This window comes from Pseudomonas sp. AC252 (assembly GCF_979258105.1).
On sequence record NZ_OZ409837.1, the window covers coordinates 2,141,475 to 2,154,463 of the forward strand.

6 protein-coding genes and 3 pseudogenes are annotated in these 12,989 nt (G+C 60.7%); 3 read left to right on the forward strand and 6 right to left on the reverse strand.

What is annotated here, in order from left to right; translation table 11 throughout:
• Positions 1-31: 31 nt before the first annotated feature.
• The 3 genes from ACZZZ4_RS09935 to ACZZZ4_RS09945 are packed head-to-tail and all read right to left on the reverse strand — an operon-like array spanning position 32 to position 4,067.
• The gene (locus ACZZZ4_RS09935; RefSeq protein WP_463547730.1) at positions 32-1,642 is read right to left on the reverse strand and encodes an arylsulfatase; all 1,611 of its coding nucleotides are present in this window, start codon (positions 1,640-1,642) and stop codon (positions 32-34) included.
• Between the two features lie 14 nt (positions 1,643-1,656).
• Complete coding sequence (locus ACZZZ4_RS09940; protein ID WP_463547731.1) at positions 1,657-2,472, reverse strand: ABC transporter ATP-binding protein; 816 nt, start codon at positions 2,470-2,472, stop codon at positions 1,657-1,659.
• The gene (locus tag ACZZZ4_RS09945) at positions 2,469-4,067 is read right to left on the reverse strand and encodes an ABC transporter permease (protein ID WP_463547732.1); all 1,599 of its coding nucleotides are present in this window, start codon (positions 4,065-4,067) and stop codon (positions 2,469-2,471) included. Before ACZZZ4_RS09945 ends, ACZZZ4_RS09940 begins: the two co-directional genes overlap by 4 nt.
• A 396-nt stretch (positions 4,068-4,463) precedes the next feature.
• Here ACZZZ4_RS09945 and ACZZZ4_RS09950 point away from each other — a divergent pair, with 396 nt between their 5' ends.
• Entirely contained in the window at positions 4,464-5,477 is a 1,014-nt protein-coding gene (locus ACZZZ4_RS09950) for an ABC transporter substrate-binding protein (RefSeq protein ID WP_310404511.1), read from the forward strand.
• A gap of 104 nt (positions 5,478-5,581) precedes the next feature.
• On the opposite strand, the gene ACZZZ4_RS09955 is transcribed toward ACZZZ4_RS09950, so the two are convergent.
• A complete protein-coding gene (locus tag ACZZZ4_RS09955; protein WP_129998367.1) occupies positions 5,582-6,502 on the reverse strand; it encodes a LysR family transcriptional regulator in 921 nt (306 codons plus the stop codon).
• Between the two features lie 182 nt (positions 6,503-6,684).
• Here ACZZZ4_RS09955 and ACZZZ4_RS09960 point away from each other — a divergent pair, with 182 nt between their 5' ends.
• Positions 6,685-7,605 (forward strand): TauD/TfdA dioxygenase family protein, encoded by a 921-nt coding sequence (locus tag ACZZZ4_RS09960; RefSeq protein WP_039756365.1) that lies wholly within the window; start codon positions 6,685-6,687, stop codon positions 7,603-7,605.
• Positions 7,606-7,711: 106 nt separating this feature from the next.
• Here ACZZZ4_RS09960 and ACZZZ4_RS09965 read toward each other — a convergent pair.
• A pseudogene (locus tag ACZZZ4_RS09965) lies at positions 7,712-9,327 on the reverse strand (alkaline phosphatase family protein).
• A 178-nt stretch (positions 9,328-9,505) separates the two neighbouring features.
• Positions 9,506-10,451, reverse strand: a pseudogene (locus tag ACZZZ4_RS09970) (LysR family transcriptional regulator).
• A gap of 165 nt (positions 10,452-10,616) precedes the next feature.
• Between ACZZZ4_RS09970 and ACZZZ4_RS09975 the strand changes: the two are divergent.
• A pseudogene (locus ACZZZ4_RS09975) lies at positions 10,617-12,976 on the forward strand (TonB-dependent receptor).
• The last annotated feature ends 13 nt before the right edge of the window (positions 12,977-12,989 follow it).

Here is a 12,989-nt window from a genome sequence, read left to right on the forward strand (position 1 = left end):
CCTGCTCGCGAATACGATCTGTCAGACCCTATCAATCCGGCTGAAACGGCGAAGCACTGAGGATCACTCCGGTCTCTTCCACATACCGCTGCCAATGCCCGATCAAGTCAGTGAGTTTCTGCGGCTGACTCAACGCCAGATCATGAATCTCCCCCGGATCGCTCGCCAGATCATAAAGCTGCCAGGTCGCCGGCCCCACCGGCCCGGGGATCCACACGGCTTTCCACGACCCCTGACGAATCGCCCGACGTCCGAACAATTCCCAACCGGTGACCGTATGCTCGTCATGCACCTGCGCGGTCTCGCCGGACAAGAAGCCCAGCCATGATTTACCGCGCAGTGGCGCCACGGCTTTGCCTTTCCACTGTTTGCCCGGATGCCGCACGCCAGCCAGATCGAGAATGGTCGGGGTGATGTCCATCACTGTGCCGAAACCATGGCTGATCTGCCCTTTGAGCGGCAATTGCGGATAGTGCAGCAGGGCCGGCACGCGAATCCCGCCCTCGGTGGTGAAAGCCTTGAACAAGCGTGACGGCGCGGTTGCCACTTGCGCCCAGTTCGGCCCGTACCAGACGTAGGAATTGGCCCGGCCGATGTTGTCGAGGCTGTTGTCGTAATGCTGGTTGAGGTAGGTCATCAGCTCCGGGCCGAACTTGGGGAACGCTTCCAGCAGCGCGCCTTCGGCACCGTTGTCGGACATGAACAGGATGAACGTGTTGTCGAGCTGGCCCTGCTGGCGCAGGTAATCGACGACCCGGCCGATGTTCCAGTCCATGCGCTCGACCATCGCCGCGTAGACCTCCATGGCGCGTGCGGAAATTTGCTTTTGTTCATCGCTCAACGCGTCCCATTGTGTGCTGAGTTGTATTAGTGGATGCGGCTCGACGTCTGATTCGATCAGGCCCAGCGCCTTGAGCTTTTGCAGGCGCTCGAGGCGCAGCACTTGCGGGCCGGCGTCATAGCGGCCTCGGTATTTCTCGACGATCTCGGCCGGTGCCTGCAGCGGCCAGTGCGGCGCGGAGAAGGGCAGGTAAGCGAAGAACGGCCGGGTCTGATCGCGTTCCTTGAGGTACTGCAGCAGCTTGTCGCCGAACGCGTCGGAGGAGTAGAAATCTTTCGGCAACTTGTCAACAAACTGATCGTCCTCGATGTACAGCGCCGGGGTGGATTTCAGCAGGCCCGGTGTTTGCTCATCGTAGGTCGGCTCGAAACCATAGTGGTTGGCAGCGCCCGGCAACAGTGAAAACGAACGCTCGAAACCACGCGCATGGGGCGCCAGTTCGGCCTTCAGACCCAAGTGCCATTTGCCGCTCATCAAGGTTTGGTAACCGGCCTCGCGCAGCAGCTCGGGCAGAGCGACGACGCGGTCGTTGAGGTAGCCCTCGTATCCGGGTTTGCCGATCAGTTCCGGGGTCAATGCTTCAGCCATGGTGCCGATGCCGGCGATGTGGTGATCGGTGCCGGTCAGCAGCATCGAACGCGTCGGCGAGCAGGTCGGTGCGGTGTGGAAATCGGTCAGGCGCAGGCCGTTGTTGGCCAGCGCATCGAGGTTCGGCGTGGCGATTTCGCCGCCGAACGCACCGATGTCGGAAAAGCCTAGGTCGTCGGCCAGTATCACCAGAAAGTTGGGACGTTGCGGCATCGCGAAACTCCTGTTCAGCAGGCAATGAACGTCAGCGGCAGATCGCGGATCTGCACCGCTGCGCTCGGTTGGTAATGGTCGTCACTGGTCAACTCGTGCAGCAGTTCTTCACGCAATTGATGGAAGTCATAACTGCTGCGCTGGCGCGGGTGCGGCAGGGCGATGTCGACCACTTGCTTGATCCGCCCCGGACGCGGCTCCATCACCACCACGCGGTCAGCGAGAAAAATCGCTTCCTCGACATCATGGGTGACCAGAATCGTGGTGATCTTTGCCCGTTCTCGGATTGCCAACAGCTCGTCCTGCATTTGCTGGCGGGTCAGTGCGTCGAGGGCGCCGAAGGGTTCGTCGAGCAACAGGATTCGTGGGCTGGCGACGAGGCCGCGAGCGATCGCCACGCGCTGCGCCATGCCGCCAGAAAGCTGATGCGGATAGGCCTCGGTGAAATCGCTGAGGCCGACCAGCTCGATAAAGTCTTGGATGCGTTGTTGTTTCTGCGCTCCGCTCAGCGGTTCATTGACCAGGCCCAGGCCGATGTTGTCGGCAACCGTCAGCCACGGAAACAGACGATGCTCCTGAAAGACGATGCCGCGCTCGCCGCCGATGCCGCTGACGGCCTTGCCATCGACACTGATCTGCCCGCGAAACTCGGTGTCAAGGCCGACCAGTAAACGCAGCAGAGTGGATTTGCCGCAGCCGCTGGAGCCGACGATGGCGACGAATTCGCCCTCGGCAATGTCCAGGTTGAATTCGCGAATCGCCTCCAGTTCGAAACCGTTGACGGCGAAGGATTTGCCTACGTGGTTGAAGCTGACAATTGGTGCGTTCATGCGTGTCTCCAGCGGGTCGCGCGAATTTCCAGGCGTTGGCCGATCAGGTTGAGCAGGGCGCCGGTGAGGCCGACCAGCAGCATGCCGGCCATGATCAGATCCATGCGCAACAGCTGCTGCGCGCCGATCATCTGACTGCCGATGCCGCCATTGGACGGCATGAAATATTCGGCGCCGATGGTGCCGAGCCAGGCGTAGATCAGGCTCAATCGCAGCCCGGCGAAAATCCCCGGCGCAGCGCCGGGCAGCACCAGTCGACGCAGGCGTTGGCCGAGGCTCAGGCGCAGCACTTGCGCGGCTTCGTTGAGTTGCGGCGACAGATTGACGACGCTGCGCTGGGTGGCGATGAACAGCGGGAAGAATGCAGCCAGAGCGACAAAGACCCACTTGGCCAGTTCGCCGAGACCGAACCACGCGGTGAGCAGCGGCACCCAGGCGAAAATCGCAATCTGCCGCAGCGCGGCGAAGGTCGGGCCGAGCAACCGCTCACTGAGACGCGACAGGCCGAGCAGCAGGCCCAAGGCGAAGCCGAGGCCGCCACCGATCAGCAAGCCGCCGAGGGTGCGGCTCAGGCTCAGCGCCATGCCGTGGACCAGCGTGCCGTCGAGCAGTCCATCCCATGCCGTGCTCAGTACAGCCGCCGGGCTGACCAGAATATTCGCGTCGACCCATTGCTGATCATTGGCCATTTGCCAAAGCGCCAACAAGCCCAGCGGCAGCAGCCACGGTTGCAGGCGCTGCCAGCCCTGATAGCGCGGGCCGCGAGTAATGTGTGCGGTGGCCGGGTGCGGCCAGTGCACCAGTTTGCGGTCGAGCAGACCAATGCCGCGATCCATCGCCACGCCGATCAGACCGATGACCACAATGCACACGAACACGATGTCGAGCATGAACAACTGTCGCGCCCAGACCATCAGGTAACCGATGCCTTCACTGGAGGCCAGCAGCTCGACCGCCAGCAACGAGGTCCAGCCAGCGGCGAGGGCCAGCCGTACACCGGCCATGAACGCCGGCAGCGCAGCGGGAAGCACCAGGCGCCGAATCAACAGACGCGGCGGCAGGCGCAACACGGCGGCGGCTTCGCGCAGTTTCGGTTGCGCATCGCGCACGCCGACCAGTGTGTGCAAAGTCACCGGCACCACAATGGCCTTGATCAGCACCACCAGTTTCAGCACTTCACCGATGCCGAAGAACACCATGAACAGCGGAATCCACGCCAGCGTCGGCACCTGCGCCAACCCGGCGAATGTCGGAAAAACCAGGCGCTCCAAACGTCGACTGAAACCCAGCGCGGCGCCAAGCACCGCACCGGTCGAAACGCCTGCCAACAAACCCCAGAACAACCGTTGCAGGCTGATCCACAAATGACTCCACAACTCGCCTTGGGCCAGTTCCACAGCGCTGCTCCACACCAGCGATGGCGCCGGCAGGATCTGCTCGCTCATCCACTGATTGCGCGCGGCCAGCCACCACAGGACGAACAGGCTGACGGGCAATAACCAGGGCAGCAGACGTTGGTTCAGACTTGGCCAGGAGCGGCGGCTTTTCAGCGGCGGCGCGGCCAGCGGCAGGCTGAGCAGAGATTGACGGGCCATGGGTGACCTCCGTTGTCGGGTTGCATGGCGAACCGCTTTTCATGTGAGAGCGAGCCTGCTCGTGAAATGGCTGTTTCAGTCAGCATTGATGGCGGCTGGCATGGCCTCTTCGCGAGCAGGCTCGCTCCCACATTGGGTTTCGTCATATATGAAACTGATCTAACAAGAATGAATTAGATGCTATCGGGAGATAAGCGAATCCATTTAAGGCTTGCCTGCTTACGCGCATCCAATGCATTCGAAGAATATTTTCGATGCTGTTAATGCATATAGCGCTGCAAGCCGCACACGCCCTTGCTTAGCTCATATGGATATAAAAATGTGCATTTATAGTATTTAAGTGAAGGTGCGCATTCAGCCTACTTTCGGCTCCTCAGCGATCAAGGAGCCGTGCCCATGAACCTTCCCTTCAAACGAATCATCAGCCTGCTGGCCGCCCCGGCGCTTGCAGGCTTTCTCACGCTCAGCGCCCAAGCCGAGGAGCTCAAGGAAATCCGCATCGCCGTGCCCGACCTCAGCGCCGGCACTCAACACAGCGGCGGCGGCATCGTCGATGTACTGCGCGATCAGCAGATCTTTGAGAAGGCCTTCGCCGAGCAGGGCATCAAGATCCAGTGGAGTTTCTTCAAGGGCGCCGGGCCGGTGATCAACGAGGCGTTTGCCAATGGCCAGGTCGATCTGGCCTATCTCGGCGACCTCGCCGCGATCATTGGCAAGTCCAACGGTCTGGACACGCGCCTGCTCAGCGCTACGGCGCGCGGGGTCAAGCAATACCTCGGCGTGGTGCCGGGCTCGGGGATCAAGACCCTGCAGGATCTCAAGGGCAAGCGTGTGGCGATCTTCCGCGGTACGGCGACGCAGCTGTCGTTCGATGCGGCGCTGGCCAGTCAGGGCCTCAGCGAGAAGGACGTGAAGGTCATCAACCTGGACTTCAACGCAGCAGTCTCGGCACTCGCGGCCAAGCAGATCGATGCCTCGTGGGGCAGCTCCGCGCTGAGTGCCTTGCAAGCCAAAGGCCTGGCGGAGTTGCCGCTCAACACCAAGGACCTCGGCGGCGCTGGCAGCGTGCAGGCGGTGTTGCTGGGTAATGGCAAATTTGTCGACGCCCATCCTGAGGTCATTGCGAAACTGCTCAAGGCACAGCAGCAGGCGGTCGAGTGGCTGACTCAGGACAGCAACAAAGAAGCCTATGTGCAGTTGGTGTCGGGGCTGGCCAGTTATCCGCCGGTGATTCTTGCTCAGGACCTGAAGGATCAAAATTTGAGCGAGATTTTCCCGTCGACGCTGGATCCGGTGTTCTTGAGCGGCCTGCAGGACAAGGTCGACCTGGCGGCGCAGCAGAAGCTGATTCGCAAGCCGTTCAAGGTCAGTGATTGGGTGGCGCCAGAGCTTTCTGCTGCCAGGCTTTAGACCTCCAGCGTCTGCACTGACCGCTTCGCGAGCAGGCTCGCTCCCACACTGGAACCGGGTTCATAGCCAAATGTGGGAGCGAGCGAGCCTGCTCACGAAAAGGTTCAGACAGCGACGCTGACGTCCTGCCGATCCACCGCGACCAACGTCTCGATCATGGCCCTCGCCGCCGGCGACAGCCGAAACCCGGTACGGCTGACGATGCCGCAGCGGGCGTTCATGCTTTCAAGGTTCTGCGGCAGGTTGCGCCAGTGCAGCAGCGCGAGCGAACCCTTGGCGACATCCTCGACAAACGCTTCCTCCGTGCCGACGCCGATCGCGTTGGATTGCAGCACCACTTTGACCAGCGCCGGAAAGTGCTCGGTCTCGATGGTCGGCGAAAAATCGATGCGCCCGCTGAGGTTCGCCAGCAGCTTGCGAATGCCTGGCGGGATCAGTGTGGCGGCCAGCGGGTAGTCGAACATGTCGTTGGTCGACAGGCTTTCCTTGGCCAGCAACGGATGCCCTGGCCGGCAGAAAAATACCCCGCGCTTGGGCGTCAGCGGTTGCGTCTGGAAATTCGGATCGGACTCGAAATGGCGGATGTCGGCGATGAAGAATTCGATCTCTTCGCGGCTCAGCGCGCGGCTGAGTTTTTCCCAGTTATCCACTTGGAAACAGGTGCGCACTTTCGGGTGCGCATTGATGAATTGCGCCACCGCGTCCGGCACCAGTTTCACCGCCGGCGCCGGCCCGCAGCCGAAGTGCACTTCGCCGGCGTCGAGCTTGGTCATTTGCGTCACTTCAGCGCTGAGCAACGCTGCGCCCTGCACCAGGCTCAAGGCATGTTGCAGCACCACTTGGCCCTCGGGCGTGGGGCGCAGATCCTTGTTGCCGCGATCAACCAACACGCAACCGAACTCCTGCTCCAGCCCTTGAATGCTGCGGCTGAACGCCGGTTGAGTGATGCCCATGGCGTCGGCCGCACGGACAAAACTTCGGTGTTCGTTGAGGGCGATGAAGTAGCGCAACTGGCGAAGATCCATATGCTTTTCCGGCATCCTAAAAATAGCTCGAAGGCATTTGCGACGAGGGTTGTTTGAGGTTTTAAATGCAAGCTCTTATTCCGTCAACGAAGCATGTGAATATCTATTAGATGTAAATGGAATATATATAGAGCGTTGTTTCGCTGCCGCCAAAACCGTAAACCGTCGATGAGGGTCTTCCCATGAGCAATGCCGCACTCGCCGTAAAACCTGTTTCTCACGCGCTGGAAATTCACCCGGTAGCCGGTCGTATCGGCGCCGAAATCCGCGGCGTGCACCTGTCCGGTGAGCTGGACGCCGCCACGGTCGAAGCGATCCAGCAAGCCTTGGTCGAATACAAAGTGCTGTTCTTCCGCGAGCAGACGCAGCTCGACGATCAGCGTCAGGAAGCCTTCGCCCATCTGCTCGGCGAGCCGGTGGCGCACCCGACCGTGCCATCGCGCGAAGGCACCCGTTACCTGCTCGAGCTGGACGGCGCCGAAGGTCAGCGCGCCAACTCCTGGCACACCGACGTGACTTTCGTCGACGCGTACCCAAAAGCCTCGATCCTGCGCTCGGTGGTCGCCCCGGCCTTCGGCGGCGATACGCTCTGGGCCAATACCGCAACGGCATACAGCGGCTTGCCGAGCGAGCTGCGTGAACTCGCCGACAAACTCACCGCGGTGCACAGCAACGAGTACGACTACGCCGGTGCGAAGCCGGACGTCTCGGCAGAGAAGCTGGAGCGCTACCGCAAAGTCTTCACCTCGACCGTTTACGAGACCGAGCATCCGGTGGTGCGCGTGCACCCGATCAGCGGCGAGAAAAGCTTGCTGCTGGGGCATTTCGTCAAACGCATCAAGGGTTATTCGCAGGCGGATTCGGCGCACCTGTTCGGCTTGCTGCAGAGCCATGTGATCCGCCAGGAAAACACCGTGCGCTGGCGCTGGCAGGCCGGTGATGTGGCGATCTGGGACAACCGCTCGACGCAGCATTACGCGATTGATGATTACGGCACCCAGGATCGGGTGGTGCGCCGGGTGACGCTCAAAGGCGAAGTGCCGGTGGGGGTGAGTGGGCAGCGGAGTCAGACCATCAAAGGTTCTGATATCGTCGGCGTCTGACCGGGCCTCTTCGCGAGCAGGCTCGCTCCCACAGTTGTTTAGTGCCGAACACTAGGACGTGATCGACGCCAATCCCTGTGGGAGCGAGCCTGCTCGCGAAGGGCTTTCACCACACACCGATCTGGACAACCTTGTCGGTTTCAGGCTCGCCATAACGAAACCGCTGCCCGCGCAAATCGATCTCCTGATGGCTGATCGTCGTCCTTCGCTTCAGCCCGCGCATCCACTCAAACAGATACCCCGCATGCTCCTCGCGCACCGCTGCGTACGTCGGGTCGTCACCCAGGTCATTCAGCTCCTGCGGATCATTCAACAGATCAAACAGCTGCGGTCGAAAGTCGTCGTACGCCAGGTATTTCCAGCGCTCGCTACGGACCATGGTCATGCGGCAACGGTCGATCGGCTGGCCCAGTCGTTCACGCGCCGGGGCCTGAAAGGCGTAGTCGTATTCGCTGATTGCATAACGGCGCCAATCGGGATTTCCCCGTGCAGCAGCGGGATCAATGAGCGTCCTTCCAGCCGGTGTTCCGCACCCGGTAATCCCAACGCTTGAAGAAACGTCGGCAATGCATCAATGGTTTCCGCCAGCCGCTTATCGACAGTGCCGCGAGTGACATCCGCCGCCGCCCGAGGATCGCGCACGATCAACGGCACGCCCACTGCCTGCTCGAGCAAAAATTCCTTCTCGCCCAGCCAATGATCGCCAAGGAAGTCGCCGTGATCACTGGTGAACACAATCAGCGTGTCATCCCAACGCCCATTGTCCTGCAGAAAATCGAACAGCCGCCCCAACTGATCATCCACTTGCCTGATCAGGCTCATGTAGGTGGGGATTACATTCAATCGTACTGAATCGCGGGAGAAGTTGAGGCTTTCCTCCTGCTGGCGAAAGGCAGTGTATACGGGGTGTTTGCTGGCTGCGGAGGGCGTCGCGCGGACCGGTTTCAGGATCGATTTCGTACTGTACAAGGCGTGGTATGGCGCCGGTACGATGTAGGGCCAGTGGGGTTTGATGTACGAGAGGTGTAAACACCAGGATTTCTCGCCTTGCTCGGTGATGAAGTCGATGGCGCGATTTGTAGTGTAGACAGTCTCTGAGTGTTGCTCGGGAATTCGTGCTGGCAAATTCGCATGACGCATTTTCCAGCCGCTGAGGATTTCACCGTTCTCGCCTTCGGCGGCATTCGCCCAGTCGTGCCAGGGATTCTTGCCATCGAAGCCCTGCGCGCGCAGGTATTGGGTATAGGGCGCGGATTCGCGCTTGTCGTCGAATGACGGATCGTCGGGGTAGATACCGTCGTGGCGCAGGTACGGTTCGAAGCCGACCTCATTGAGCAACTCGGTTTGCGCGCTTTCCGGGTTGATCGCCAGGCGCTGCAAGGCGTCGACATTGGCCGTCGCATGGGTCTTGCCGACCAGCGCGGTGCGGATGCCGTGAGGTCGCAGGTAATCGCCGATCGTCAATTCATCCAGCGGCAACGGCACAGCGTTCCAGGCCACTTGATGGCTGCTGACATAGCGCCCGGTGTAGGCCGACATTCGCGATGGGCCGCAGATCGTGCCTTGGGTGTAGGCGCGGCTGAAACGCACGCCTTGGGCAGCGAGGCGATCGATGTTTGGCGTGTGCAGATGTGGGTGTCCGTAGCAGGACAGGTAATCGCGGCGCAGTTGATCGCACATGATGTACAACACGTTGCGCACGGGGTTGGATGGGGTAGGCATGGGGTTCACCGGTCAGTGGGACAGGTGAGGGTTTTCGCTGTCGGTGAGGGTGTTCGGCAAGTGCATTTGGGGAATGAAGATCATGCAGGGATTGCATCAGCCTCTTCGCGAGCAGGCTCGCTCCCACATTTGAAATGCGTATTCCTGTGGGAGCGAGCCTGCTCGCGAAGCGGCCAGCTCAGACCGCAAAATTCTCCAGTGAACACACCTCTTCATCCAGCGCATCAATCGCCTTGATCTGCTCGATCATCGCTTCGGCCAGTGGCGACAACCGATACCCGGCGCGGCTGACAATGCCATAGCGGGTGTACAGCTCCTCCAGATCATCGGCCAGGCCTTCGATTTTCAAACAGACCAGCTCACCCTTGGCCAGATGCAGCGCATCGGAATACGCGCCGACAATTCCGATCGCCTCCGAGCGCAACACCACACTCAACAGACTCGAGCCGTTTTCGCATTCCACATTCGGGGTGAAATCCGGACGACCGCTGAGGTCGACGATGACCTTGCGCAAGTTCGGCGGACGGATGCTGACCGCCAGTGGATAACTCAGCAACTGCTCAGCGGTGATGCGTGCGAGACGCCGTCAACGGATGCCCGGCGCGGCAGCAGAAATGCCATTTGCGCGCTCGCAGGCGGTGGGTCTGGTAATCCGGATCCGCCTCGAATTGCCTGGTATCGGCGACGAAGAATTCGAACTCTTCGCTGAGCAGGCGTTTGCTCAGGCTCTGCCAGTCATCGACCTGAAACTGCACCCGCGCTTTCGGGTAGCGACCAATGAAGGCGCCGATCGCGCGCGGGATCAACCCGGCGGCTGGCGCCGGCCCGCAACCAAAGCGTAATTCCCCGGCTTCGAGGCCATTGAACTGGCTGATCTCATTAGCCATCTGCTGCGCACCGCTGACCAGGCGCCGCGCATGTTCGAGCAGCACCTGGCCCTGTTTGGTCGGCGGCAATTCCTTGCGTCCACGATCGACCAACTGGCAGCCGACGCTGTGTTCCAGGGCTTGGATGCTGCGGCTGAACGCCGACTGCGACAGGTTCACCGCCTGCGCGCCGGCGACGAAGCTGCGTTGCTCAACCAGAGCGATGAAGTGACGCAATTGGCGCAAGTCGATATGCATTTTTCACATAAAAAATATCCGGGAAATGCATTGGATATGCATTAGGTCGACTCCTTATAAAGGCAATCTCTTATGCAGTAAATATTTGTAAATCCATAAATAAATAACTGAAAAGAATATGCAGCAGTGAAGATGTCTGTGTGTTTTTTAACCAGGAGCCGCGCCATGAGTCCGTTGAATCTCGCGTTACCCCCATCTCCCCGACGGCTCAAACGCCTGCCTTTGGCGCTGTTGCTGGCAGGCAGCGCCAGCTGGACTCACGGCTATGCCGCCGAAACCGAAACCCTCCGCCTGTCCCCGCAGGCACAGCAGCGGCCAATGGTTCGCAGCTGGAAACCGTGACCGTCACCACCCGCCGCCGCGAAGAAAGCTCGCAAGATGTGCCGACGCCAATGAGCGTGGTCAGCGGGCAGAATCTGGAGACGCAGCGGGTCTATCGGATTCAGGATTTGCAGCAACTGGTGCCCAGCGTCAACGTCGCCTATATGCATGCGCGCCAGTCCAGCGTGTCCATCCGTGGCCTGGGCAACAACCCGGCCAGTGATGGCCTGGAAGGCAGCGTTGGCCTGTACATCGACAACGTTTATCTGGGCCGTCCGGGGATGGCGGTGTTCGATCTGATGGACATCGAGCAGCTCGAGGTCCTGCGTGGGCCGCAGGGCACGCTGTTCGGCAAGAACACCACTGCCGGGGTCATCAACATCAGCACCCGCGCACCCAGTTTCACGCCGGAACGCAGCATCGAAACCTCGGTTGGCGAGGACGGTTACTTCCAGACCAAGGGCACGATTTCCGGGCCGCTCAATGATCAGTTGGCCGGGCGCTTTTCCGCTTATCGCACGCGCAGCGACGGCGACATCAAGAACGAATACGACGGCCACGACCTCAACGGTGGTTCGCGCGAGGGCTTTCGCGCGCAGCTGTTGTTCAAGCCCAATGAAGATTTCAATCTGCGCTGGATCGGCGATTACAACGAAGAAGATTCCAGCGCCGGCACCCGCGTGCTCTACAACACCGGGCCGACCATCAACGGCGTCAATCTGTATGAATCGCGGGCCAGCGCGGCCGGAGCGACGCTGGTCAACGGCCGGCACCGCAAGGTCAATCTCGACAACGACCAGCACGTCACCGTGCATCAGGGCGGCACGTCGGTGGAAGCCAACTGGACGTTGCCGAGTGACTTCACCTTGACGTCGGTCAGCTCTTATCGCTTCTGGAATTTCACCCCGCGCAACGACGACGGTCTCAACGTGCCGGCCAGTTACAACGCTGGCGTGTCAGTGGAAGACAAACAGTATTCGCAGGAATTTCGTCTGGCCTCGCCCAAGGGTGACTTCTTCGATTACGTCGTCGGCGCCTACTATTTCGGCTCGGATCTGGACAACAAATCCTTCGCCTATTACGGCCCGCAGGCCGACATCTGGAACGGCACGCCGGCCGGTAGCCTGGCTAACGTCACCAGCGTCGGCAAGGGGCATATCAAGACCGACAGTTTCGCCCTGTTTGCCCAAGGCACCTGGCACCTGAGCGAGCGCCTCGATTTCACTGCCGGGGTGCGTGGCACCTACGAAGAGAAAAACGCCTCGGTCAGCCGCAACGCGCCGCTCGGCGGTGTAGCGGTTGCGGGCGCGGCAGCCAATGCGCGCCGCGGCCGTGCCGGCGTCTACGATTCCGGAGACTTGAATCAGTACAGCTCCAGCCCCTCGGGATTGCTCAACCTGAGCTATCGCATCACCGACGATGTGCTTGGTTACGCCACGCTGTCCCATGGCGAGAAATCCGGCGGGGTCAACCTTGCGGTCGGCTCCGCACCTACCGCTGGCGCCGACTCGTTATTGATCGGCACCGAGCGCGCCAACAACGCCGAACTCGGTTTCAAAAGCACCCTTTGGGATCGCCGCCTGCAACTCAACGCCAACGTGTTCTGGACCCAGGTCAACGCCTACCAGACCAACGCCTATGACGCCGCCAACCGCGTGCAATACCTGACCAACGCCGGTTCGGTGCGCTCGCGCGGCATCGAGTTCGAAAGCACCGTGGTGCCGTTGCGTGGCCTTACCCTGAACTTCAACGGTTCGTACAACGACGTCAGCTACCTCTCTTACAAAGATGCACCGTGCCCGCCGGAAGTCAGCCAGGCTCCGGGTGCACCGGCCTCGTGCGACCTCAGCGGCCATCAAGTCGTCGGCGCGTCGAAATGGATCGGCAACGCCAACGGCGAATACAAATGGAATCTGGCTAACGGCTTCGAACCCTACGTCACCGGCAGCTATGCGTTCCGCTCAAAAGCGGTAGGCACGGTGGAGGATTCCGATTATGGGCAGATCCCCAGTTACGCGGTGGTCAACCTCTCCACTGGCCTGCGCGGCGATTTCAATCAGGGCCAGTGGGATGTCTCGCTGTGGCTGAAGAACGCCTTCGACAAGACCTACTACACGACCTTGTGGACCGGCGGCAACGGCGGCTATGAAGGCCTGCTCGGCACGCCACGGACCCTCGGCGTTACCGGTCGCTACGACTTCTGATTGAGCTTTCAAG

What these genes read in the sequence shown, in the direction of transcription:
- ACZZZ4_RS09935 (WP_463547730.1), bottom strand. Translation starts at nt 1,642, where the DNA reads ATGCCGCAACGTCCCAACTTTCTGGTGATACTGGCCGACGACCTAGGC.
- ACZZZ4_RS09940 (WP_463547731.1), bottom strand. Translation starts at nt 2,472, where the DNA reads ATGAACGCACCAATTGTCAGCTTCAACCACGTAGGCAAATCCTTCGCC.
- ACZZZ4_RS09945 (WP_463547732.1), bottom strand. Translation starts at nt 4,067, where the DNA reads ATGGCCCGTCAATCTCTGCTCAGCCTGCCGCTGGCCGCGCCGCCGCTG.
- ACZZZ4_RS09950 (WP_310404511.1), top strand. Translation starts at nt 4,464, where the DNA reads ATGAACCTTCCCTTCAAACGAATCATCAGCCTGCTGGCCGCCCCGGCG.
- ACZZZ4_RS09955 (WP_129998367.1), bottom strand. Translation starts at nt 6,502, where the DNA reads ATGGATCTTCGCCAGTTGCGCTACTTCATCGCCCTCAACGAACACCGA.
- ACZZZ4_RS09960 (WP_039756365.1), top strand. Translation starts at nt 6,685, where the DNA reads ATGAGCAATGCCGCACTCGCCGTAAAACCTGTTTCTCACGCGCTGGAA.